The sequence below is a fragment of the Chlorobaculum parvum NCIB 8327 genome (assembly GCF_000020505.1).
Taxonomy (GTDB): domain Bacteria; phylum Bacteroidota; class Chlorobiia; order Chlorobiales; family Chlorobiaceae; genus Chlorobaculum; species Chlorobaculum parvum_A.
The window spans coordinates 1,479,055-1,504,050 of record NC_011027.1; the positions used below are offsets into that span (position 1 = coordinate 1,479,055).

Sequence of the window (24,996 nt, forward strand, 5' to 3'; positions counted from 1 at the left end):
AGACATAAATAAAAAAGATGTAATGAGAAGCCTACTGACACACCCCTGAAGTGTGCTGTACCATCACTCATATCACTTTACTTCAACTTCCGATCGTTTCTTTAACAGCTCAAGGAAAATTCAATTTTCGACCATACGTTTTTCAAAAAAAACCAATATCTATGCAATAATACTCTCAATCTTCATTTTTTCATGTTATTTTTGAACTTAAATGTTTTGAAAAATAACACTCGCCATGCCCAAGGATAAGCTCAACTGTAATGCTGAAAAAAGCACCCAACAAGCAGAAACGAGTGACAGCTCTTCGACCGTGACTCCACAAAGCGAAACATTTTTTTTAAAGGCATTCGAAAACCATTCTGCCGTGATGCTGCTGATCGATGCTGAATCCGGGCACATCATCGATGCTAACCAAGCAGCTACAGAGTTTTACGGATGGCCCATCGAACAGCTCAAGTCAAAAAACATCAATGAAATCGATGCGCCTTCATGGACGCGAAACAAGTCATGGTTGCTGGAGTTGGCGACACAGGAACGCGGCCGTTTTGCATCTATGCACCGCTGCGCTAACGGCATGCTTCAGTATGTGGAGGTAAGTTTCGGCACAACGAAGCTACAAGCTAAAACCGTGCTCCACTTCATCATGCAGGAAAACGGCGAACGTCAATACTTTGAGGCACTGACAAAATTCCGGCACCAACTGCTTGAACTGGCTGAACACGCTTCGACCGAAGAGCTGCTTAACTTTACGATCAATGAGGCAGAACGTCTGACAGGCAGCACACTTGGCTTTTTCAATTTCATTTCGGAAGACCATAAGATTTTTCGGCACGCCTGTTCGACTCTTGCAAAAACAGATAACTGCGGGCATGCCAAGCCCCCCATTGAAATCGATCCCGAATTATTGGCAGATGTGATCTCACAAAAAAAAGTTGTGATCAACAACGATCATGCTTCGATCAAGCATTGTAACAGCAATATCGCCAGCCATCAAGAAGCAAAACGCGAGCTGATCGTGCCAATCATTCGCAACGACAAGCTCATGGCAACACTTGAGCTCGCCAACAAACCGACCGATTACGATGAAAAAGACAGCACACTGGTAAGCATGCTTACTGGAGTAGCCTGGGACATCATCGCAAGAAAACATGCCGAAGAGTCAGAACAAAAAATGCTGAAAGCCATTCAGCATACACAGAATATGGATTCGATCGGCCGGCTTGCCGGAGGCATTGCCCATGACATCAACAATGGGCTTGCCGTTATCCTAGGGCACACTGAAATAGTTCTTGAACAGGTATCTCCGAAGGGCACGATCACCGAAAACCTTCAGCATATTAAAAATTCAACAGTAAAAGCGGCTAACCTGATACAGCAATTGCTGGCATTTGCACGCAAACAAACGATCCACCCCAAAATTCTGGAACTCGATGCGACGCTTCTCACCAAGCTACCCTACCTGAGGAAGCTAATCGGGGAGCAACTGAATCTGGAGTGGCACCCCGACAGTCATGACGCAAAGATTCTGATTGATCCCTTACAGCTCGATCAGATAATGATAAGCCTGTGCGAAAACGCACGCGACGCCATTACCGACACTGGTACCGTCAGGATAGAAACAGCCACCGTCAGGGTTAAACCCTCCGATTGCTATTCCGATCATCCTTGCCAGACACCTGGATTATTTGCCATGATTTCAGTAATCGACACAGGCTGCGGAATGGACGAAAAAGTAATGTCCCAAATTTTCGACCCTTTTTTCACCACCAAAGACGTCGGAAAAGGCTCTGGATTGGGACTATCAACCGTTTATGGTATTGTAAAGCAGAACAAGGGCTATCTTAACTGCCAAAGCAATCCAGGCAATGGAAGCCGCTTTACAATTTATCTGCCCGTTGTCGAAAACAAAATCGAGCCAGACAAAAAGATAACCCCGAAAGATGTCGCTAGTCCTGATGATAAGCAAACGATACTCGTAGTCGATGATAATGGGACCATTCTTTACATTGTTAAAACAGTGCTTGAGAAAAACAACTACCGTGTTCTTTCTACAACTTCAGCACAAGAGGCAATCAACATCGTAACAAACTCAGAGACAAGAGTCGATCTGCTGCTAACTGATGTAGTCATGCCAGAGATGAGCGGACAAGAACTTTCAAAAAAACTTATCTCCATATTACCTCACCTGAAAACGATTTTCATGTCGGGCTTCTCAAAGGATCTGACAAACCTTAATGAGCTTGCTGAAAACGAGCGTTTCATCAGCAAACCGTTTAAGATGCGAGAATTCACCGCCACGATAAAAGCGATGCTGAGCTGAGCCCCCCAACAACCACAATACGCAACAAAAAAAGGCCCGCTTTCGCAGGCCTTTTTTTGTTGCTATGAGCAATCGGGGGATCAGTACATACCGCCCATGCCACCCATGCCGCCCGGAGGCATTGCCGGCATGTCAGCTTTGTCTTCCGGAAGATCGGTGATGGCAGCCTCAGTGGTGAGGAGGATGCTGGCAACCGAAGCGGCGTTCTCGAGCGCGCTACGGGTCACCTTGGTCGGATCGACCACACCGGCGTCCACCAGGTTTTCGTACTCTTCGGTACGGGCGTTGAAGCCGTAATCGCCTTCACCGCTGCGGACTTTCTCAAGCACCACAGCGCCATCGGTCGTGCCGGTATTGGCAACGATCTGGCGGAGCGGCTCTTCGAGTGCGCGACGAATGATGTCGATACCGGTCTTCTGGTCGTCGTTGTCAGCAGTTGCGCGCTCCAGGCCTTTGATGGCACGGATCAGAGCGACGCCGCCACCTGCGACGATACCTTCCTGAACCGCTGCACGGGTTGCGTGCAGAGCATCTTCGACGCGAGCTTTCTTCTCTTTCATCTCGACTTCGGTCGATGCGCCGATGTTCAGCACGGCAACACCGCCGGAGAGCTTGGCCAGGCGTTCCTGGAGCTTCTCGGTGTCGTAATCGGAGGTCGATTTCTCGATCTGGCCTTTGATCTCGTTGATGCGGGCCGTGATCTCTTCCTGCTTGCCTTTGCCTTCGACGATGGTGGTATTGTCCTTGTCGATGTTGACGCGGGAAGCCTGACCGAGATAGGCCATGGTAGCATTCTCAAGTTTGTAGCCCTTCTCTTCGGAGATAACGGTACCACCGGTGAGGATGGCGATATCTTCGAGCATGGCCTTGCGGCGGTCACCGAAGCCCGGAGCCTTGACGGCAGCGACTTTCAGAGTGCCACGGAGCTTGTTGACCACGATGGTGGCCAGCGCCTCGCCCTCGATGTCCTCGGCGATAATGAGCAACGGACGACCGGACTGGGCAGATTTTTCGAGAATCGGAAGCAGCTCTTTCATGTTGCTGATCTTCTTGTCGTAGATCAGGATGAGAGCCTCTTCGAGCTCGGCTTCCATGGTCTCGGGATTGGTCACAAAGTAGGGAGAGAGGTAGCCGCGATCAAACTGCATACCTTCGACAACCTTCAGCTCGGTGTCCATGCCCTTGGCCTCTTCGACAGTGATGACGCCGTCCTTACCGACTTTGTCCATCGCCTCGGCGATCAGCTCACCGATTTCAGGATCGTTGTTGGCCGAAATGGTGCCGACCTGGGCGATCTCTTTCTTGCCGGAGATGTTGCGGCTGATGCTGCGAAGCTCAGCGACAACCTCCTTCACGGCGCGGTCGATGCCACGCTTCAGGTCGATCGGACGTGCGCCAGCGGCGACGTTCTTCAGACCCTCACGGTAGATGGCCTGGGCAAGCACGGTAGCGGTGGTGGTACCGTCACCAGCAACGTCGCTGGTCTTGGAAGCCACTTCGCGAACCATCTGTGCGCCCATGTTCTCGAATGCATCTTCGAGCTCGATCTCCTTGGCGACGGTCACACCGTCTTTGGTGGAGGTGGGAGCACCGAATTTTTTGTCGATCAACACGTTGCGACCGGCTGGGCCAAGCGTGACTTTCACGGCGTTGGCGAGTTTATCGACGCCGACCTTGAGTTTGGCGCGTGCGTCGGAATCAAAGAGAATATCTTTAGCAGCCATTGTAAAGCGTTCCTCCTTTAGGATTTAGTAAATACTGTACGGTGAATTGATCAGCCAAGAATCGCAAAAATGTCAGACTCACGCATGATGAGGTAATCCTCAGCTTCGACCTGAACTTCGGTGCCGGAGTATTTGCCATACAGGACTTTGTCTCCGACTTTGACCTGCATCTGGACAAGCTGGCCGTTGTCTGCCACTTTGCCTTCGCCAACGGCGACAACCTCGCCATACTGAGGCTTTTCCTTACCGGTATCGGGGATGTAGAGACCACCCTTGGTTTTTTCCTCAGCCGGTGCGGGCTTAACAATAACTCGATCAGCTAATGGTTTCAAGTTCATTGTCTTCTTTCTCGTTTGAGTTTATATTGAATCGTCTGTACTTCTTTTCAAGTCAGATTTTCCCCGAACTTCTGGTTCGGGCCACTGTTTAGCACTCACCTAACGAGAGTGCTAAAAGCTGAATCCATTATAAAAAAAGATTTTCAGACCGCAAATACTTTTTCATCACGAAATACAGCAAAAGCCTGCAAATCGAACCCATTAGTTATGACTCCGGACGACCGCAACAAACAAGATTCTGAAATGCTCGGCACCATCGGCAAAGTCGCGCTTGAAAAGCTGGACAGCCTCTCTTCGAAAATCAGGGATGACGTCGCGACCGAGGCCGACAAGGCCAATCATGAAATCCTCTCTGAAATTGTAGCACTCGCCTCAAATCGCCTGTCGGTAGAGAAAAACGAATCGATTGTCGAAGATGGCGGCGAGGCGTGGACGGAACGCACCTCCGAGACGCACTACCCCCATATCCGCCTGCACGGCGGCGCACTTGAGGACGATCCACTGAAGATGAATTTGTGAGGATTCAAACGTTCAGAAACAGCGAGGGCAGAAACGGTTCTCTTGCCCTTGCTGTTTCTCAGGTTTTTCGTTGACCTGCTGCTACACGTACCCCTTCAAATGCCTGCCCGTCAGGGAAGCTTCGCAATCACGAATCTCTTCGGGTGTACCGACGGCGACCACCTCGCCACCACGCACACCTGCGCCGGGGCCGAGGTCGATGATCCAATCAGCCTGTTTGATGATGTCGGGATTGTGCTCGATGATGACCAGTGTGTTGCCGCGCGCCATCAGCTCCTCGAAGCAGCGCACCAGCTTGTCGATGTCGTCGAAGTGGAGGCCGGTGGTAGGCTCGTCAAAGATGAAGAGCGTGTTGCTCACGTCGGAGCGTGAGATAAAGTGCGCGAGCTTCAGTCGCTGCGCCTCGCCGCCGGAAAGCGTGCTGGATGACTGGCCGAGGCGGATGTATTCAAGCCCCACATCCTGCAACACTTTGAGCTTCTTCTGAATCGACTTTTCCGACCTGAAAAAGGTGATCGCCTCCTCGACGGTCAGATCAAGCACCTCGTCGATCGACAGACCGTTGTACTTCACCTCCAGCGTCGAGGATTTATAGCGTTTGCCCTCGCACTCTTCGCACACCGCCTCGATGTCGGCCAGAAACTGCATCTCGATCTTGACCGTACCTTCGCCCGCGCAGGTTTCGCAGCGCCCGCCGGGGATGTTGAACGAGAAGTAGCCAGGCTTCCAGCCGCGTGACTTGCTCTCGCGGGTCGAGGCGAAGAGCTGACGGATGTCGTCGAAAATCTTGAGGTAGGTGGCCGGATTGCTGCGGCTCGATTTGCCGATGGGCGACTGATCGACATGCTCGACCTTCTCGATCAGCTCGACGCCCTTGATGGCCCGGTGCGTGCCAACCTTCTCGCGCGAACCCTCTTTTTCACGGATGATACCGAGCTTGAGGATGTCGTTCACGAGCGTCGATTTGCCCGAGCCGCTCACGCCGGTGATGCAGGTCATGACGCCGAGCGGGAATCGAACGTCAATGTTGCGCAGGTTGTTCTGCATCGCGCCGGTGATTTCAATGCAGCGCGAAAAGTCCGGCGTGCGCCGCTCGGCAGGCACAGCGATCTTTTTGCGATCACTGAGATAATCGGCAGTCAGCGATCCCGTCGCCCCTGCCATCGCCGACGGCGGGCCGTGGAACACCACCTCGCCCCCGAGCCGTCCGGCGCGCGGGCCGAGGTCGATCACCTCGTCGGCAGCCTCGATGATTTCGCGGTCGTGCTCGACCACCACCACCGTGTTGCCGAGGTCGCGCAGCCGCTTGAGCAGCGCCACGAGCCGCGCCGAGTCGCTCTGGTGCAGGCCGATGCTCGGCTCGTCGAGAATGTAGATTGCGCCCACCAGCGGTGAGCCGAGCGAGGTCGAAAGGTTGATGCGCTGGAACTCGCCGCCGGAGAGGGTGTGCGTCAGCCGGTCGAGCGTGAGGTAGTCAAGCCCGACATCCATCAGGTAGCCGAGCCGCTTGTTGATCTCGCGCAGCACCGAGTCGGCCACCGAGCGGTCGAAAGGCGAAATGTCGAGCCCCTGGAAAAACTCCTGCGCATCGGCGATGGTCATACGCACGACTTCGCCGATGTTCCTGCCGGAGACCCGTACCTGCAAGGCGTCGGGATTGAGCCGCGCTCCCTCGCACTCCGGACAGGTGGCGTAGCCCCGGTAGCGACTCAGGAACACCCGGTAATGCACCTTGTAGCCTGCATCCTTTTCGATCTCCTCGAAAAATGGGCGCACGCCCTTGAAACTCCGCTCCGGAATGCCCTTCCAGACCATCTCGCGATGCACGCGGCTGAGCTTTTCGTACGGCACATCGACAGGAATGCCCACTTCGGGCGCAATGTTCAGCAACTGCTTGCGATACCACGAATACTTCTCGGAGTTCCAGCACGAAATCGCGCCCTCCTTCAGGCTCAGCGATTTGTCGGGAATGACCGCATCCTCATCGATGCCCGCGATCCGACCGAACCCTTGACATGCCGTGCACGCCCCGATGGGCGAGTTGAACGCGAAGAGCTGCGGCGACGGCTCCTGATAAACCACGCCGTTCAGCTCCAGCCGGTCGCTGAAGCGGTACTCCTTGCCTCCGGCGACGCGAATGATGGCGTGGCCATCCGACTCGGCAAAGCAGGTCTCGGCAGCCTGTGCGACACGGCTGTAAACTTTCTCATCCTTTTTGGCGGCAAACCGGTCAACCAGCACCAGCAGATTCGACAGTTCATCGCGCTTGAGCTTTTCCACCCCGGCGCGAACCTTCTCATCCGAAATATCGAGTACGGTCTCATCCTTGAGCAGCCTGAAAAAGCCCTTCTTCAAAAGATTCTTCAGCTCCTCAGCCACGGTACGATCGTGATGCTTGAGGTCGTGATGGCTGGGAAAAGGATAGCCCACATAAAAGCGCGTACGATCCTCGAAGAACCGCGCCTGCAAACTCACATCCTCAGGCGTGTGCTTCAGCACCAGCTCGCCGGTGTCGCGCGAATAGATCTTGCCGATTCGCGCATAAAGCAGTCGCAGGTAGTCGTAGATTTCAGAGACGGTGCCGACCGTCGAACGGGGATTCTTCGGAATCGCCTTCTGCTCGATGGCGATAGCTGGCGCGATTCCCTCGACGCTCTCGATCTCAGGCTTGGGCATCCGTTCGAGAAACTGCCGCACGTAGGCCGAAAGCGACTCGACGTAGCGCCGATGGCCTTCGGCATAGAGCGTATCGAACGCCAGGCTCGACTTGCCAGAACCGCTCAAGCCGGTCAGAACGACAAACCGGTTGCGGGGAATACGAACGGTGACATGCTTGAGGTTATGCGTCGAAACGCCGCGAAGCACGATGTCGGGAAGCCTTGTTTCAGCTCCATTCTCCGTGCTTGCGATGGATGTATTTGATTCGGTACGGTTCTGAGTGGATGACATGCAATGAGTGCTCTGACTGACAAAATTCCAGACGTTTCAACGAGGAAAGCCGCGTGACGACAGAACAATAAACAAAACAATCTCCGTTCCCGGAACAGATATGCCTTGCATCAACCCGAAACAGGGGCATGATAATTATGAAGAAGCGACGCAACAGTCGTTTCTGCGAGCAGTTGCTGGATTCTTTTCTGAAGGTTGAACATGTAGGCTTTGTGAGAACAGGTGGATTCAATTTCACAGTCGCAGTTCTCCTGGGAGCAGCGCATGAGGTGTGGTTCGCCTTCGATGGCCACGCCGATGTCTGCCACGGTAATCTGTTCGGCAGGTCTGGCAAGCGTGTAGCCGCCTTTGACGCCCTGCACCGAGCGGGTGATGCCTGCCTTGTTGAGACTCTGCATCGCCTTGGCGAGAAACACTTGGGAAAAACCGATTTCGGAAGCCAGCTCCTTGACCGTCACGGGTCGTTCGGGGCCTTTCATAGCAAGGTAGGAAACGGCGTGCAGGCCGTACTCGAATTTTCTGGATACTTGCAGCATAAGCGAAATAGGATGTTTTGTAAAACAGGATAAACCAACACCTGTTTCAGGAAATTCCCCGATCCGCTTTTAATTCTTGCCGGAACCGCTATATCTTGCCTTCAAAAGTCTTCAATGGGCTCCCTGCCCCAATTCGGCACAACAATGGCATCGAAAGACCGCTGGTTCATCTGGCAATTCTCGGACAAAGACGAAGCAAAAATCCGCTATCGGGAGTACGGCCCGGCTGACTCACCCCACACGCCATTGCTGTTCGTTCACGGTTATGGCGGCATGATCGAGCACTGGAACGACAACATTCCGGCGTTTTCGGACAGGTACAGAATCTACGCGATGGACCTGATCGGTTTCGGCCAGTCCACCAAGCCCAACGTACGGTACTGCCTGGAACTGTTCGCTGCCCAGATCAAGGCGTTCATGCACCTGAAAAAGCTCGACAAAATCATTCTGGTGGGTCACTCGATGGGCGGGGCGGGCAGCGTCATCTATGCGCATCTGAATCCGGAAAGGGTTCGCGGGCTGATTCTGGCCAACCCCTCCGGCCTGTATGGAGACAGCATGGACGGCATGGCCAAAGCTTTCTTCGGACTGGTCGGCTCACCGCTGATCGGCGAAATGCTTTTCGCGGCGTTCGCAAACCCGGTCGGCGTCAGCCAGAGCCTCACCCCGACCTACTACAACCAGAAAAAGGTCGATCTGAACCTGATCAACCAGTTTTCACGCCCACTTCCGGATCGAGGCGCAATGTTTTCGTACCTGTCGCCGTCGAAACGACCGCACGACTTCATGCTCGAGGGCATCAAGCCCTGCAACTACAAGGGCGATGCCTGGCTGATGTGGGGCGCGGAAGATACCGCGCTGCCACCGCACAAAATCATTCCGGAATTCCAGGAGTTGCTTCCGCAGGCAGGCGCCTACATCATTCCGAAAGCGGGTCACTGCATCCACCACGACGCGCACGAAACCTTCAACGCACGCCTCGCCCACATTCTCGGGCGTCTGGAGTGAGCTATGCTACAAGCCTGATGTGGTATTGCCGCTGGTGGCCTGCACCTTGAGGTACTTGAGCTGGGCAGGCTTCATGGCTATCTGCAAGAGGTAGCCCTCATACTCCCCTGAAGGCACCCACTGCGCGCTGAACTGAAAATCGTGCAGATCGCGCCAGACCATCAGGGCCGGGTAGACGAACTTGCCGTTACCGAGATCGAAGCCGGTATTGAGGCCCACCTGCCAGTTTCGGGAAAGCGATACTTTTGTGGCCGTATTAAGCAAAGCGGTGGTACTCGGGTCGAGGGGATCGGTTTTATCGCTCACAAGATAAAGCGACATGCGCAGCGACCACGGCAGCGACGACTTGAAATCAACAAGCTGGTCGTCCGTGAACCGCTCCCTGAAAATGGCACGCTGGATCGGTGACTCACTCTGTTTCACCAGCGACTCCCCCTCCTGATTGCCATCGACGGCCTTGTACTCCGAACGCAGGTGACCGCTGAAACTCACGCTCATGTTGAGGAATCCATTGACGAAACGCAACAGCCCCTTGCCATCGTCCATGGCCAGCTTATCCACCCGCTCACCCGTCACAGGATCGAAGCTGTAGAAATCGTAGGTAGCCCCCGCGCTGAAAAGCAGGGCTGGCGAAAAGGCGTTGCTGGAAGCCGTCACGACCAGCGGTGAAAGCGGCATTTCATCAGCCGCAAAATTGTAGCCGGACGAAGCCGTCAGTGACAGGAGCTGCGCCGTCCGATAGCTTCCGTCGTTGTTGCGGAACTTGCCGTGAATGAGGTTCTGGAGATTGAGGCCCACATACGTCTGCTCTTCCGGCACCTCGGAGTAGAGCGACTGAGCGAACCGGTTGTAGCTCACCATCGACTGCGCAACCGGATCGTAATAGGAGCGGTAATAGTCGTACTCATCGCCCCGATAATTCGGGTTATACGTGAACGTGAGCGTCGGGATAAAGGTATGTCGCAACGCCTTCAGGCCCACCAGCTTTTCCAGCGGCGGAGTGTTGAGCACGCCATACAGACGGGTCTGGGCATCGACAGAGAAGACCGTGGTCGAATACTCGTCCGGCTCGTTGACGGTAACAAGCGACTGACTGCCACTGTCATACTGCAACGTACTGTTGACCCGGTAATGGGTAAAGGTCAGCGATGGCGTCAGGTTCAGATATTTGAACAGCGTGGAGTGAATCGTAAAGGGCAACTGAACCCTCGTGCCACTCAGGTCATCTTGCGCCGTCATGACCTTGTGCTGCCCCTGAACGGTCACCCCCTGAGTGAACATCGCGCGATAGCCGGGAGCGAACTCCTGCTGGTAGTTCACCTCCAGCCCGGCATTGCCGATATAGAGGTCGTTCGTACCGTTCGCATCATCGACAAACTCCCCGCTGAAAGACAGGCTCGGCTGAATGGAAAAACGGGAACGCCAATCGGACAGCGGCGCCGAAAGCCTCGTTCGGAAGGGATAGATCCGCTCCTGATAAAGCGAAGCCGAAGCCTTCTGGGTCAAATCGGAATCGGTCAGATCATCGACCCGCTGGTATCCCAGAATGAGAGAGCGGTTCCCTTCATCCCAGCTCTTTGAGAACGAAGCGTAGGAGGTTGCCTGCCGGGTAACGATCGACTCGGAATCGATCGAATTGATATCGTAGTAGCGATTGCCGTCCAGATAGTGCAGGTTGACATCGAGCCTGGCTGTCGGGTCGAATACCTGATGGTGCTTGATACGCAGATTGCGCTTGATGTAACGGGCATAGTCCGGATCACCGGGATCATTGCGCACGATTCGCGCGTACTCACCTTCGATCCTGCCGCTGAACAATTCACCTTTTTTGTACCGGAAACGCTCGCCGAGCCGCCAGCTTCCATTAAACGACACATCGCTATCTACGCGGAGATCGAGGTAATCGTTGATTGCCCAGAAGTAACCGAGATTCGACAGGTAAATACCTTGCCCGGAACTGCGCCCGATCCTCGGGAACAGGAAGCCCGAGGCGCGTTTGTTGGAAATCGGCACCGACATGTAGGGCAGCGGAATGATCGGAATCACCGGCAGCCGTTTGTTGAAAATTTCCGGATGGATGTACATGATGAACGGCCGGGAGATGAGCCTGTCGCCCGGAATGATCGTCATGTGCTTCCCCCAGAACCAGTAGTGCGGCTCTTCGAGGTCGCAGGTAGTGTACGTTCCATCCTCGATATGCAGTTCGCCGGAGGGCATCCGTTCGATTTGCTTGCCGGAAAAAATGCCGAGTTCCTCGTTCGACGTCACCGCCGATGCCGAACCGTAGCGGGTTTTGTAGTTGTACGACATCGTCTCGGCGTTGAACGAGCCATCCTTGTCGGTAAACTTCGGAAGTTCACGAGGCTGGCCGGACGCAGCACTCGACGCGCTGGTGTACGCGGTGCTCTTCGATTGCTCGACCGTAATGGTGGGACCTTCGATGCGAATGTCCTTGTACTCGACTTTCGCCTTGCCAAACAGCTCGATGGTGCGCTGGTCGAAGTTATACGACAGCGAGTCACGCGCCGTATAGACCACCGTCGAGTCGATATCTCCCGGCTTCCGCTCTGGCTCGTCCGCACGCAGTGGCGTAAGCCCGTCAGCCGCCTGGACGGCCAATAACAGCATCAGAAGTTTCAGTGATCTGGCAAGTTTCACGGGCGAATCTTCCTGGATTTACGAGCAGGGATTAAAACTCATCGAACAGAAACGGAATATAGGAAACCTTTGGCCTTTATCAGAGGCCCGAAACCGGACTGAACATCTTGCCGTATGGATATATGAGGCAAAGCTTTCTATATTAAGGGCACGTTTCAGAACATCAAACTATTCAGGCATCGTCATCCGCGGCAACGCCGCATTCAGAGAACGATTCTCAAAAAACTTCGCTACGCTCTATGACGCAGAAGGTCACCTACAACGCACCCGACGAATTCGGCCATTTCGGCACGTTCGGGGGCAAATTCATTCCCGAAACGCTGGTCAAAAACGCCGCCGATCTCGAAGAGGAGTACCTCAAGGCGAAAGATGATCCGGAGTTCCGCCAGACATTCGACAACCTGCTTCGCCATTACGTTGGCCGCCCGACCCCACTCTACCACGCCGCGCGGCTCAGCGAAAGGCAGGGCGGCGCCCAGATCTGGCTGAAGCGCGAAGACCTCTGCCACACCGGCGCGCACAAAATCAACAACGCACTCGGACAGGTGCTGCTCGCCAAACGCATGGGCAAAAAGCGCATCATCGCTGAAACCGGCGCGGGCCAGCACGGCGTGGCGACGGCCACCGTCTGCGCGCTCTTTGGTCTCGACTGCATCGTCTATATGGGTGAAGAGGACATCCGCCGCCAGGCTCCGAACGTCGCGCGGATGAAGTTGCTCGGCACGGAGGTTCGCCCGGTCACTGCGGGGAGCAGAACGCTCAAGGACGCCACCAGCGAAGCGATCCGCGACTGGATGAACAATCCCGAAGATACCTTCTACATCGTCGGTTCGGTTATCGGAATGCACCCGTATCCGATGATGGTGCGCGACTTCCAGTCGGTCATCGGCCGCGAAACCCGTCGGCAGGTTGTTGAACAAGCAGGACGTCTGCCTGATGTAATTGTGGCCTGCGTTGGCGGCGGTAGCAATGCCATCGGCATGTTCTACGAGTTCCTGCCGGATGCCAAAGAGGTCGAACTGATCGGCGTGGAAGCCGCCGGAGAGGGACTCGAAGGCAGGCACGCCGCTTCGCTCTCCAAGGGCGAAATCGGCGTGTTGCACGGCGCAATGATGAAGCTCTTGCAGGACGAGCACGGCCAGGTGCAGGAGGCGCACTCGATCTCCGCCGGTCTGGACTACCCAGGCGTCGGCCCGGAGCATTGCTACCTGCAGAGGCTTGGGCTGGTCAGCTACACCTCAACAACGGACAAAGAAGCTCTTGCAGCACTCGACGCACTGGCCAAAACCGAAGGAATCATCTGCGCCCTCGAATCGGCCCACGCCGTGCACTACGCCATGAAACGAGCCGCCGAAATGCCGAAAGAGTCGATCATCGTGGTGAATCTCTCCGGAAGGGGTGACAAGGATATGGGCACCATCATGGATGAGCTGAAGCTGTAAAACTGAATCACGGCAATTCATGCTTGTAGGGGCAGCCCTTGCGGCTGCCCGGAATCAGCCGACAACAGAAGAGCGAGAATCTTGCAAGACAAAAAATCTTCACAATCCTGTTGCGCGAAATTGGACTTTTTCCTACATTAAGCACACTTAACCAGACGCGGGAATAGCTCAGCTGGTAGAGCACAACCTTGCCAAGGTTGGGGTCGCGAGTTCGAGTCTCGTTTCCCGCTCCAAAGAGATAAAAAGCCTTCGAACACCGGAGGCTTTTTTACTTCTATCCCCCTCGACTTCAATACCACGCTCAGCCCCGCCTGGCAACCGTCACAGAACGCAACTAAACAGCCATTCGCAAATCACTTGCCACCCCCCAATGGACGCTGGCAAAAAATTCACCTACCTGTTGCACACAAAAAGAATTTTCCCTATAATTAGGCCTCTCAAGCGGGAATAGCTCAGCTGGTAGAGCACAACCTTGCCAAGGTTGGGGTCGCGAGTTCGAGTCTCGTTTCCCGCTCCAAAGAGAAAAAGCCTCCGAACACCGGAGGCTTTTTTTGGTTTTAATCAGAAACACGCCGCTGCAGGCATTACCGCTCAAAAACAACATTCGGCGATAGCAAGGACAATTTTACGATACTCGACGCCCCAATTATTCCTATCCAACCCCGGCAAACGAACGGGATATTTATGCAGCAAGCATTGCCTTTCGGTTCAAGTAATTTCTTAACAACTTTGCATAGAGCGCCTTCCACCCAGACTGCCTGCTCCGTAAAAACCAGCTATCCCTAAGATCCCAATGCTCGTTACAAATGGTATCCGGGCCGATCTGGTTCTCTATGCTGGCCCTGCTCATGCCTGCTGCCGGATAGACAGTGATTTCACCTGCATACACCTGCGATTGGCTGATCATGAAGTCAAAGCGCGCATAATCAACCCCAACGCTCAGAATTTCCGCAAAGCGAATGGCCTCTCTTGATGTTAGCGGCAATTCGAAGTTATGATCAAGCCCTTTTATAGCTCCGCGAGGTAATTCCGGGGTATATACCCGGTTACCATCCAGATCGAAATACCCTATCCGTTGATCGGGTCTTTTCGTATTGGTAGTGACTGAAAGCAAAATCGGCTTACCATTCGCGCACCTTATTCCCATATCGACAAAATGATCATCAGGCGAATTGGGAAGAAGCTTCTCAGCAAAAATCTTCCGTTCAACTCCGTAATACCCCCATTCATGCTCGCGCCGACCATACTCTTTCCCAAGCCACTGCGAAGCCATACCTTTCAACTCCTCCTGATCACCCTGAGCACCTGACGGAAAATAGTTATATCCTGAACCATGGTTTGCCTTTATCACCATGTTTTCTGAAAGCGGCATCTTCTCAATATCATCGACACTGCCTGTTTGCCATAGCGTCAACGGAATTTTCAACGATGGGCACTTGCTCTCGGTATATGCTTTTGACGCAAGCTTGTCACAAAAAACTCTGAATTCCGGATTTTTATCGAACATCTTTCTCCACAACATTTTTTCGTGGTAGCGCTCAGGTATTGCAACATTCGGATGATAACCGACCACTCTTCTGAAGCGCCGATAATAGCGCGAGTAACGAATACGCAGGTACGTGTTAATCACCAGCGAAAAGAGCTTTAATGCCAGTATATCCATTTCTTTACTTTTTGACATTCCGAATTCTTCAGCTTCAGCAGAAAGACAAAGAGAGTAAAACCAATGTAGTACGGAAGCAGAAAATCAGATAAAAAAATAGCTATTCTCATCGGATAAAAACAGTTATACATCAATCCCAACAGCGGAACAACAAGAGTGAACACGACCTGCAAACCATAGATATCTCAGAGCCAAAAAGAGCATGCTTGACATAATCAGCCTTTTCGTCCAAGCGCATGCTTTCACGTGTGGAATTCCAGAAAATGTCTATCCGCCCGTCCTGCGAAACCGATAGAGATTTCCTTTGATTAATCTGCCCTGGTTTCCTATATTCACAGTCCCTGATTTATCACACGGAGAGGTGCGAGAGTGGTTGAATCGGGCGGTCTCGAAAACCGTTGTGCGCGCAAGTGTACCGTGGGTTCGAATCCCACCCTCTCCGCAAAACAGATGACCCCGTTTAAGGCGAACCAATCGTCAGCCTCAAACGGGGTTCTTCGTATCCAGCAGGGCAATCGCCCCCTTCACCGCCATAGCAAGCCCCCCTCAAATCGAGAGAACCAGTTCTGCAAAGCTGTCAAACTGCTTCGGTACAGTAAAATTATCATAGCGGCCCGCTGTAAAGCATCCATTTTTTTCCAATGCGAAATCCATCGCGCTATTGGCTTCAGAGTAGTGGTATGAATCCAGGATGGCGCCCGTACCGATCGAGAGAACCTGCAACTCATTGATCCTGATCGTCGGATTCATCTTGAACGCTTCAACACAGGCGCACATCGCCGGGTTATTGGCGAACACGCCCCCATCGATCAACGACTAGACCGACTTGTCGCCAGTTTGAATATTGACTGGCTCGAAATAGACCGGTGCTGCCGAAATCGAACGAGCAACATCGCGAACGCAGAAATCTTTGCAGCTGCGCTTGCCTGCCGTATCTACCGAGTTGACTGCCTGGAGCTTTTTCTCGAGTGCCACCAAATCTGTCCCGGTATGATCTCCCGAATGCTCCTACCATCTACTCAACAGAATTCTCATGATTCACTCGCTTTGCTGAATGATTCAGGGGGACTTCGTGTTTTTAGCGACTGTACAAGTCAATCGATCAACAACGCACAAAGCCACTTGTAACCAAGCGCCCTGACAGGATAGAAAACAGAGAAATCAACTTCACGCCCCTGAAGCACTGCCCCCTGTCTTCCGGCCAGATGCATTGCTCTGAACCGAAACTCCGGCATTGCTCTTCCCGCCGATATTTTGTAATATCTCTGCCCATAAACGAAACCGTACTGTCAAAACGCGAGCCTCACCAAACATTCAATCCAAGCAGTTACATTATGGCCAAGGCAAACAGGAACAATGTCAAAAATATCGCCCCGTCAGAAGCGCTCTCCATGATCAGAAAAGGGGCTTTGCTGGTCGATGTCCGGGAAAACCGTGAAATTGACCGAAAGGCGTTCGATGTGGAAGAGTTCATGTCGGTGCCGATGAGCAAGTTCCAGAGCCAGCTTCATGAAATCCCAACTGGACGCAAGGTCATTATTGCCTGCCACAGCGGTAGCCGAAGCGGGATGGCCTCGAAAATGCTGGCAAACCAGGGTCATAAAAAAGTGCACAATATGCAGAGCGGCCTCATCCGCTGGGAACGCGAAGGGCTGCCGGTAAAGAAAAAGCCCTCACAGAGCCCATTCGCATGGATTACGAAGATGTTTCGCCGGAAATCATAACTGACGAAGTAAGCATTTTCTATGACCCGCCTCTGCGCCCCTCTTTTGCCGTGGCCGAGCTTGACGTGAGCAATTCTTTTTTTGAGGTCATTGTCTATAGACACTTCAACACTCAGATTAAAACGCGGCTGAAGCTCACCAGCTTGTTTTGTCATCACACTCCCCACCTGCTTCAGTTAGGTGAGAATCCGAATTTTAACCGCCACATAACGCACGGCTCCGCTTGATCTCACAGGACCTTACCCTACCTTGAAACCAGAAAACAGACTCCCCTCCGGCGACAATCGTCCCGCTGAAAAATCCCTTTGAACGGTTGAATTGAAGCTCATCGGGAAAAATTTTTCTTCGTTTTTTGCGATTTCCCCCACGCAGCTATCATAAACATTTCCAGACTGTGGCAATTCGCGCCCTAAAGCGTATCACTTCTTATATCAAAGAACTTATATCAAAGAACTTACGGCTCATTACCCCTGCACAAGCCTCCTATACAACCATATACCCCAGTATACACTGAGACATCAAAAAAAGTAACAGAATTTATAATATATATATACAAATACCCGTTAAAATATTCTTATGTATTGTGTTACAAGTATATGTCACAGTGATTCCCGTTTTGTAAACATCATAAAATCACTTATACTATATTTGCTTAAAATGTATAAGAAGCCTATCAGCGAAGGGCCCCGTATTACGACAAGAGCATGTATATCAATTGAAAATACCGACCTTCGTAAGCTGATTGCGCTTCTTGTATTGCGGCAAAACCATTAAAGCAAACGGCAATGATCCAGCATCTTCTTAGAGCACTTATCCTGCTTGTGATGGTGTCAGCAAGCCAAGCCTTTCCAGGACTGCTTTATGCCAAATCGGCAAGCGAGATCTTTGCGCAAGCATCCCAAAGCATCGTCGTTGTCTACAATTACGATAACAAAGGTATCAAGCAACAACTTGGCAGTGGCGTTGTCATGCCTGACGGCAAGGTCGCAACCAATTTTCATGTTGTCAACAGGGCAAATAAAATCACGGTTCTCTTTAACGGAAAAGAGTTCGAAGCCAAAGCAACCCACTCCGATCCAAAGCGTGATATATGCCTGCTGGACGTCGAGGGGCTGAACGCACCAGGTGCCGTTATAGGCAATGCCAGCCAGCTCAAGGTGGGAGAAAAGGTCTATGCAATAGGAGCACCGGAAGGCTTTGAAAAAACACTTTCCGACGGAATTGTTTCAGGATTCAGGACTGTCGATGGCGGAAACTATATTCAGACGACAACTCCGATATCTCCCGGTTCAAGCGGTGGAGGTTTGTTCGATGAAGAAGGTCGTTTGGTAGGACTCCCCACGTTTTACATGGTCAGCGGCAAAAGCCTCAATTTCGCCGTTCCGGTCGAATGGGTGCTTGAAGCCTCCAAGCCACAACTAAGCCATGCGAAAAAGACGAGGCAATGCTCCGAGTGGCTTAACAAAGCTGCCGCTTATGAAAAAAACAAGGATTGGTCAGGCATGATCAGGCATTGTACCCTGTGGACCAAGACCCAGCCAAAAAACTGTGATGCCTGGTACTGCTTAGGTATTGCCTACAACCGCATTCAAAATGCACAAAACGCCATCAGTGCGTTTCAAAATGCGGTGCAGATCAAACCGGATAACTCTAAAGCATGGAATGACCTTGGTTTTGCTTATGTCGTTGCAGGGATGAAACTCGAAGCCATCGAGGCCTATAAAAAATCGATCCTCACGAACCAGAACAATGCTGCAGCATGGCAAAACATAGGGATACTGTACCTAAAAAAAGGCGACCTTGATATGGCTACAGAATCTTTCCAGCAGGCAGTACAAATCAAGCCTGATTATCTCTCAGCATGGGTCAACCTCGGAATATCGCTGCAAGCAAACGGAAGTCCGAAAGAAGCCATCCAAGCCTTCACAAAAGCCATCAGTATTAATGGCAACAACTCTGTTATATGGAATAACCTTGGCTTAGCCTACAGGGATAACGGCAATGTCGACCAATCGATCGATGCCTTCAGGCATGCACTGCAAATCAATCCAAATTATGATACCGCACGAAACAACCTGGCCGAAACCTATCGTCTGACAGGACGTGTGGATGAAAGCATCAATACCTACATTCAGTCGACAGAAATAAATCTGAACGATTCAACAGCATGGCAAGCCCTCGGGGATGCATATACGAAGAACCATCAAAGCGACAAAGCTTTAGAGGCCTTCAAACAGGCATTGCGATGCGACCCGAACAATGTTAAAGCACTGGTCGGTTTAGGCAGACATTACGCAACCAAAAAAAATCGTGTCGTAGCTATGGACGTATACCGTCGGCTGAAAAATATCGACTCTGGAGTGGCAAAGGATTATCTCAAGAATTACCTCCTCTGAAAACTACCAACTCAAACAGCTTTTTTCACGAAGCAAAATCATCGCCCCTCAAGGTCGCGCAAGCAACAAAAAAAGAGGGTGTTCCGGATTTACCTCCCGGAACACCCTCTTCCCACAACACAGGCATCACACCACCCTGTTAACGAATCGAAATGTCGACAACCCAGCTAAGCATTGCAGAATCGGTTATCGCCACCTTCATCGGGAAGGCATTTGATGGCGGATTGATCGCGGTGAAGGATTTACTACCTCTGTTGTAGGTGATCCATGCCGGAAGAGGATTATTGTTTTCCAGCTTCACGGTTTCATTACCATCACCTTTCAACAGCAGCCCTTTCACCTCTTTTGGAAGTTCAAACGTAATAGCTGAACTACTGCGAAGCATTGCTTCAGGGATAAGAACATCGATCAAGCCTGTCGTACCTGCCTCAGCATTCCTGACCAGTTTGACAACCACCTGAGCAGTAGCCTCTTCGACGGTTCCAGAGGTCATCTCGGATGAAGCGACCTCACCTTCACTGCCCATAGCTACCGTCCTGGTCTCGCCAGACACACCACTCTGCTCAAGCAGCGTGCCACCACCAGTCTCTTCAGCTGAGCCGTCAGCGATAAGCTCGGCAGCACTACCAGTAGTCAGTTCCGCGAAGCTGCCGAAATCCATACCAGTTGTGTTAACCAGAGGATTAGAGCCTTTACCGCCGATGACATCTTCCGGCAGGATAACGGGACCCGGAGGAATCAGTTCAACAACATCAGCCGGATTAAGGCTCTGCTCAATCGTAAGGGTACCTGGATTATACGTGATGGAATAATTGTAATATCCCGGTTCTTCCTCCTCAATAGCTGGAATTATCTGATAGGTCCCAGCATTGATGGCACCTTGGCTATTGCCCGTGTAAACGAGCGTACCAAGAATACTGATGTCTTCCCCATTGACGAAACCAAAGTACGTGACACCGTTGCCGCCTGTGTATGCCACCGCATCATAGGTCTTGGAGTCGTCATTGGCCGTGATCGTCAATGGGGCCTGCGTGATCGTCAGTGAGCCGTTCACGAAATCGATGTCGTAGTTCGACAGCCCACTGCCCGTGGCCGACGTCAGATTGTCGTTGTACGTGCCGGCATTTGTGCCCGTGCCCAGCGTCGTCACTCCTGTCACCGCATCACTTCCATACAGTGTACCAGAGGTAACGCTGTAGGTGTTGGTGTACTGGGTTCCGTCGTACTGGTGACTCGTCGTGCCGCCCGTGATTGTCAATGGGGCCTGCGTGATCGTCAGTGAGCCGTTCACGAAATCGATGTCGTAGTTCGACAGGCCGCTGCCCGTTGCCGACGTCAGATTGTCGTTGTACGTGCCGGCATTCGTGCCTGTGCCCAGCGTCGTCACTCCTGTCACCGCATCACTTCCATACAGTGTACCAGAGGTAACGCTGTAGGTGTTGGTGTACTGGGTTCCGTCGTACTGGTGACTCGTCGTGCCGCCCGTGATCGTCAATGGGGCCTGCGTGATCGTCAGTGAGCCGTTCACGAAATCGATGTCGTAGTTCGACAGGCCACTGCCCGTTGCCGACGTCAGATTGTCGTTGTACGTGCCGGCATTCGTGCCTGTGCCCAGCGTCGTTACACCGGTCACCGCATCACTTCCATACAGTGTACCAGAGGTAACGCTGTAGGTGTTGGTGTACTGGGTTCCGTCGTACTGGTGACTCGTCGTGCCGCCCGTGATCGTCAATGGGGCCTGCGTGATCGTCAGTGAGCCGTTCACGAAATCGATGTCGTAGTTCGACAGGCCGCTGCCCGTTGCCGACGTCAGATTGTCGTTGTACGTGCCGGCATTCGTGCCTGTGCCCAGCGTCGTTACACCGGTCACCGCATCACTTCCATACAGTGTACCAGAGGTAACGCTGTAGGTGTTGGTGTACTGGGTTCCGTCGTACTGGTGACTCGTCGTGCCGCCCGTGATCGTCAATGGGGCCTGCGTGATCGTCAGTGAGCCGTTCACGAAATCGATGTCGTAGTTCGACAGGCCGCTGCCCGTTGCCGACGTCAGATTGTCGTTGTACGTGCCGGCATTCGTGCCCGTGCCCAGCGTCGTCACTCCTGTCACCGCATCACTTCCATACAGTGTACCAGAGGTAACGCTGTAGGTGTTGGTGTACTGGGTTCCGTCGTACTGGTGACTCGTCGTGCCGCCCGTGATCGTCAATGGGGCCTGCGTGATCGTCAGTGAGCCGTTCACGAAATCGATGTCGTAGTTCGACAGGCCACTGCCCGTTGCCGACGTCAGATTGTCGTTGTACGTGCCGGCATTCGTGCCTGTGCCCAGCGTCGTTACACCGGTCACCGCATCACTTCCATACAGTGTACCAGAGGTAACGCTGTAGGTGTTGGTGTACTGGGTTCCGTCGTACTGGTGACTCGTCGTGCCGCCCGTGATCGTCAATGGGGCCTGCGTGATCGTACCTGTACCTGCGCCCTGCACATCGTATCCAGAAATAGACCAGTTGTCGACAACGATCGGCGTTACTTCGTTATCAATGACGTCAAAGTTCAAATTGTGCGAACCTGCATTAACGCCATCAAAAGTGACATCGCTCGTAACTAAATCACTGTAATCAAGGCTATCAAATGAGTCGCCGTCGTCAACACTTGAAACAACACTTACAAGCTGAGGATTATTTGCCGTGTTCGTGCCGTCATAAGTCTTCGAATCAGTCAGTGTGACCGTCAGAGTTGGCTCTGTGCGATAGAAGAAGTTGTACGTGCCATTCGTTGGAATCGACACATCACCATACTCAACACCATAGGCTTTGTATTTGAGAGCCGATTTATCAGGTCCCGACATCTGAGCAAACAGATTAGCGGTATCCGGTGTACCAGAAAAGACTGTAATGGTACTTCCAGATGACATCGCAATCGTGGCATTGGTGATAGAGACATCCCCACCCGTCGATGCCAAGGTGACATTGCCGTCACCAACGATGCCTCCAGCAGCCACCTCGTCAAGGTCATAACTGTTGGAACGGTAGAACAGCAGGTTTGCGTCGTCGGTCACCTGGCCAGTACCCAAGGTACCGGTCGTTCCGTTGTTGCCGACCTGAAGCGTGCCAGCATTAATCGTAGTCGTACCGCTATAGGTGTTATCACCAGTTAGTATCAGCGTGCCTGCTCCGTCCTTGGTCACGTCTCCTGTTCCCGAAATCACTCCGGCATAGCTGGAAGTATCAGAACGGTTAAACACCAGATGAGAGTTATCGAGCACATTGCCAGTACCCAGCGTACCACTCGTCATACCCGAGCCAACCCGCAGCGTTCCATCACTAATGGTGGTCGTACCGCTATAGGTGTTATTACCTATCAGCACCAGCGTACCTGTACCGTCCTTGGTCAGCGAGCCAGTGCCACTGATCGTCCCAGCTATATAGCTGGCAGTGCCGGTATTGTTCACCGTCAGGTCATAACTCCCAAGATTGACCAAGGAGCTCATCGCAACATCCCGGGCTGTCAGCACCGAGTTACTGTTAAGAGCTACATTGCCGACATACGTCTGGTCTTCGGTGGTCGTAATGTTCCCTGTGATATAGGTCGGGCCCGTAATGTCAAGGTTGGTCAGTACCGGTGCTGAAAGCACGTCGACCACGTTGTAACTAGGGCCAATCCATGTTCCAGAAATTTCAGCCCCACTCGCGTTCCCCTCAGTAAAGGTGATTCTTGATACCTCGACTTCAGAATTGAACACAAGGTATCCTTGCCCGGTACCCATAATTTCATAGTACGAAGAGTCAATCGGCAACCCATCTGCACCATAAACTACAACGGGCTCGGTACCGGCACGAGCATTATTTCCATTAAAGTTGAGGTGAATATTATCACCAACCCTAAAGGTGGCATTGCCTGGCAAAAACTCACCGGTAATTGGTACGTTTGTACCCCCATTTTTATCAGAAGTAACAGTTGCCGTTGTAAAGTCAAGAGTGAAAACCGTATTGTTCAGGCTTGCACCAGAATAAGTGAAATAGTAGTCGTTCGGTGACGAACCGATTGTTCCATCCCAGTAACTACCACTGAACCCACCTGTAGCCCCGTTGTTGAACGTGACCTGCGCTGCGGTAATTGTCAGATCATGATCACCACCGACATTGCCGTTGAACGTAACATCACCGAGCGTAGTGATCGTTGCGTCGGCAAGCAGAAGCGTATTCTGGTCTGTAGCAGTACCAAAGTTGAGGTTTAAGTCTGCGGTACTGGCGTTAATGGAGAAACTCGTTCCGTCCCCTGTCAATACAATGGTAGGAGCGTTAAGGGTCAATGTGCTTGCGGAACCTGAATAAGTCAGATCAGCAAGAAAATTGATGTCGTTGGTTGCCACAAGGTCAACCGTCGAGAGATTCAGCTGGTAAGCAAGCCAGCCGTTAGTAATCTTTGAATATTCTCCGGAGGGTGCTACCCCATCATTGGCACCATCAATAATAGCAATGCTATGGGGATCCAGTAAAAGAGTGCCAACTGTTCCTGCAGGAGCCAGCAAGGAAGCATGACCAGTAATGTCAAGAGAACCAAGGGAACTCACCTCGGCAAATCCACCGTTTCCGCCGTTCGGGCCACCCTCAGCCGATATGGTACCCGCAAAGGTAGTCGCCTCGTCGGAAGAGAGAACGACGGTACCGCCGTCACCATTATCAGTCGCGTCAGCAGCAATCAAGGCGCCACTCTGCACATTCACCTCGTCACCGGTAACGACAACCGATCCGCCGTTGCCTGCGGCAGACGAAACGTCCAGCGTACCTGAGAGGTTGACCTGCCCGCCATCGGCATCGAGAATGATCCGACCACCATCGGCCTTAATGCCTGTGGCCTGAACGATGCCCGTCTGGTTGACCACCGACTTCGTCAGCGCATCGGCTGCCTTGGCAGTCATCACCACGTAGCCGTCGCCAGCCTGAATGAGGCTGTTATTCTCAACAAGAGCATCAATCGTTCCCTTGTCCACAGTATAGCTGATCATACCGTCACCCAGAAACTGAACCGTAACCTGGTCACCGGCCATCATGGCCACGCTTCCTGACGGGGCGCTGATCGTTCCGTTGTTGGTAACCTTCGGCGCTATCATCGCGACGACGCCACCATTGGCTGTTATCGCTCCTTCGTTGACTACTGAACCGGCCGAACCTGCGTTCGTAAACTGGTAGTTTCCCGTAAGGAAATCGCTGTCACTGATATCAAGCGAAGAAGCCACCAAACCACCGACATTCACGGTCGCGGTTTTGCCAAACATGACGCCAGCACGGTTTACAAGCATCAAATTGCCATTCGCCGAAAGCGTACCCAGAATCTCGCTGGGGTTTTGGTCGGAAATCCTGTTGAGCGCAACCGAAGTAGAATTCGGCTGAACAAAATTCACGGAAGCGTCCTCACCGATGTTGAAGGTGCTCCAGTTGGCAATGAGCTGCTGGGTCGCCTGATCGACCGTCATCTGGGTGCCGCTGGTGGTGATGCTCGCGCTACCTGCCGCGACCTGACCACCAGTAGGCAATGCTCCCGGATCGAGGGCCATTGCTGGCGATGCCATTGCCATAAATGCTGCGAGGCTCATAATAGCCCCTACGGTGAACATGTAGGCGCCTTTTGCCGAACTTTTCTCCGACACGACGATCCATTTATCTTTCACCGCTGACCAGACAATGCGAAATATCTTGTTCATGGTAGTATTATTCTATGT

The 24,996-nt window shown here is 52.6% G+C and carries 16 protein-coding genes and 3 tRNA genes; 10 read left to right on the forward strand and 9 right to left on the reverse strand.

Features of this window, described 5'->3' with window-relative positions:
- Positions 1-235 precede the first annotated feature (235 nt).
- Positions 236-2,320, forward strand: a complete 2,085-nt coding sequence (locus tag CPAR_RS06920; RefSeq protein ID WP_012502600.1) for a GAF domain-containing protein — start codon at positions 236-238, stop codon at positions 2,318-2,320.
- Between the two features lie 80 nt (positions 2,321-2,400).
- Here the strand turns inward: CPAR_RS06920 and groL are convergent, their stop codons facing one another.
- Both groL and groES read right to left on the reverse strand, forming a co-directional pair.
- Positions 2,401-4,044: a chaperonin GroEL gene (gene groL, locus CPAR_RS06925; RefSeq protein ID WP_012502601.1), complete on the reverse strand. Its 1,644-nt coding sequence runs from the start codon at positions 4,042-4,044 to the stop codon at positions 2,401-2,403.
- Between the two features lie 50 nt (positions 4,045-4,094).
- Positions 4,095-4,382 (reverse strand): co-chaperone GroES, encoded by a 288-nt coding sequence (groES, locus tag CPAR_RS06930; RefSeq protein WP_012502602.1) that lies wholly within the window; start codon positions 4,380-4,382, stop codon positions 4,095-4,097.
- Between the two features lie 207 nt (positions 4,383-4,589).
- Here groES and CPAR_RS06935 point away from each other — a divergent pair, with 207 nt between their 5' ends.
- On the forward strand, positions 4,590-4,901 hold the full coding sequence (locus CPAR_RS06935) for a hypothetical protein (protein ID WP_012502603.1): 312 nt from the start codon (positions 4,590-4,592) through the stop codon (positions 4,899-4,901).
- An 81-nt stretch (positions 4,902-4,982) separates the two neighbouring features.
- On the opposite strand, the gene uvrA is transcribed toward CPAR_RS06935, so the two are convergent.
- Positions 4,983-7,850: an excinuclease ABC subunit UvrA gene (gene uvrA / locus CPAR_RS06940; protein WP_012502604.1), complete on the reverse strand. Its 2,868-nt coding sequence runs from the start codon at positions 7,848-7,850 to the stop codon at positions 4,983-4,985.
- A gap of 110 nt (positions 7,851-7,960) precedes the next feature.
- Positions 7,961-8,386, reverse strand: a complete 426-nt coding sequence (locus CPAR_RS06945; protein ID WP_012502605.1) for an Rrf2 family transcriptional regulator — start codon at positions 8,384-8,386, stop codon at positions 7,961-7,963.
- Positions 8,387-8,530: 144 nt separating this feature from the next.
- On the opposite strand from CPAR_RS06945, the gene CPAR_RS06950 reads away from it, so the two are divergent.
- Positions 8,531-9,394: an alpha/beta fold hydrolase gene (locus tag CPAR_RS06950; protein WP_041466312.1), complete on the forward strand. Its 864-nt coding sequence runs from the start codon at positions 8,531-8,533 to the stop codon at positions 9,392-9,394.
- Positions 9,395-9,400: 6 nt separating this feature from the next.
- On the opposite strand, the gene CPAR_RS06955 is transcribed toward CPAR_RS06950, so the two are convergent.
- Positions 9,401-12,052 carry a putative LPS assembly protein LptD gene (locus CPAR_RS06955; protein ID WP_198002607.1) on the reverse strand — a complete coding sequence of 884 codons (2,652 nt, stop codon included), beginning with the start codon at positions 12,050-12,052 and terminating at the stop codon, positions 9,401-9,403.
- A 239-nt stretch (positions 12,053-12,291) separates the two neighbouring features.
- Between CPAR_RS06955 and trpB the strand changes: the two genes are divergently transcribed.
- From trpB to CPAR_RS06970, 3 genes are all read left to right on the forward strand, one after another.
- Positions 12,292-13,494 (forward strand): tryptophan synthase subunit beta, encoded by a 1,203-nt coding sequence (trpB, locus tag CPAR_RS06960; RefSeq protein WP_012502608.1) that lies wholly within the window; start codon positions 12,292-12,294, stop codon positions 13,492-13,494.
- Positions 13,495-13,651: 157 nt separating this feature from the next.
- Positions 13,652-13,727 (forward strand) — tRNA-Gly (locus CPAR_RS06965).
- A gap of 208 nt (positions 13,728-13,935) precedes the next feature.
- Positions 13,936-14,011, forward strand: a tRNA-Gly gene (locus CPAR_RS06970).
- A gap of 165 nt (positions 14,012-14,176) precedes the next feature.
- On the opposite strand, the gene CPAR_RS06975 is transcribed toward CPAR_RS06970, so the two are convergent.
- A complete protein-coding gene (locus CPAR_RS06975; protein ID WP_012502609.1) occupies positions 14,177-15,175 on the reverse strand; it encodes an ATP-grasp fold amidoligase family protein in 999 nt (332 codons plus the stop codon).
- 337 nt (positions 15,176-15,512) lie between these two features.
- Here CPAR_RS06975 and CPAR_RS06980 point away from each other — a divergent pair.
- Positions 15,513-15,599: transfer RNA gene (locus CPAR_RS06980), tRNA-Ser, on the forward strand.
- Between the two features lie 104 nt (positions 15,600-15,703).
- Here the strand turns inward: CPAR_RS06980 and CPAR_RS06985 are convergent.
- Positions 15,704-15,955, reverse strand: coding sequence for a hypothetical protein (locus tag CPAR_RS06985; protein WP_156773397.1), 252 nt, complete (start codon positions 15,953-15,955; stop codon positions 15,704-15,706).
- Positions 15,956-15,973: 18 nt separating this feature from the next.
- The gene (locus CPAR_RS11025) at positions 15,974-16,132 is read right to left on the reverse strand and encodes a hypothetical protein (RefSeq protein ID WP_156773398.1); all 159 of its coding nucleotides are present in this window, start codon (positions 16,130-16,132) and stop codon (positions 15,974-15,976) included.
- A 359-nt stretch (positions 16,133-16,491) separates the two neighbouring features.
- Here CPAR_RS11025 and CPAR_RS06990 point away from each other — a divergent pair, with 359 nt between their 5' ends.
- From CPAR_RS06990 to CPAR_RS10665, 3 genes are all read left to right on the forward strand, one after another.
- The gene (locus tag CPAR_RS06990) at positions 16,492-16,881 is read left to right on the forward strand and encodes a rhodanese-like domain-containing protein (protein WP_012502610.1); all 390 of its coding nucleotides are present in this window, start codon (positions 16,492-16,494) and stop codon (positions 16,879-16,881) included.
- A complete protein-coding gene (locus CPAR_RS11030; protein WP_012502611.1) occupies positions 16,848-17,108 on the forward strand; it encodes a hypothetical protein in 261 nt (86 codons plus the stop codon). The genes CPAR_RS06990 and CPAR_RS11030 overlap by 34 nt, the downstream gene beginning before the upstream one ends.
- A 558-nt stretch (positions 17,109-17,666) precedes the next feature.
- On the forward strand, positions 17,667-19,277 hold the full coding sequence (locus CPAR_RS10665; protein ID WP_012502612.1) for a serine protease: 1,611 nt from the start codon (positions 17,667-17,669) through the stop codon (positions 19,275-19,277).
- A gap of 139 nt (positions 19,278-19,416) precedes the next feature.
- Here the strand turns inward: CPAR_RS10665 and CPAR_RS07000 are convergent, their stop codons facing one another.
- A complete protein-coding gene (locus CPAR_RS07000) occupies positions 19,417-24,978 on the reverse strand; it encodes a two-partner secretion domain-containing protein (RefSeq protein WP_012502613.1) in 5,562 nt (1,853 codons plus the stop codon).
- Between the last annotated feature and the right edge of the window lie 18 nt (positions 24,979-24,996).